Consider the following 230-nt stretch of genomic DNA (forward strand, 5'->3'; position numbering starts at 1 on the left):
TCCACGATGGTCTGCACCGCGTCGACCTCGGCCGCGACCTGCAGCCGTACCCCCTGGGCGCGGCAGATGCTCTCGACCAGGGTGCGGATGGCGTTGGGCAGGCTCGGCAGGACCAGGGGATAAGCGCCGAGGCCGGCCACCGCGATGCGGGCGGGCAGCGGCGGCTGGTGGTCGGCGGCAGCCACTAGCACCAGATTCTCACGGAACAGCGATTCATAGCCCAGTTGCGG

The 230-nt window shown here is 70.4% G+C and carries 1 protein-coding gene; it reads right to left on the bottom strand.

The features are described from left to right. A partial coding sequence (locus tag SB764_RS45125) for a LysR substrate-binding domain-containing protein (RefSeq protein WP_410867451.1) occupies window positions 1–230 on the bottom strand: 230 nt, incomplete at both ends.

The sequence above is a fragment of the Paraburkholderia sp. SIMBA_027 genome, from assembly GCF_046535315.1.
GTDB lineage: Bacteria > Pseudomonadota > Gammaproteobacteria > Burkholderiales > Burkholderiaceae > Paraburkholderia > Paraburkholderia tropica.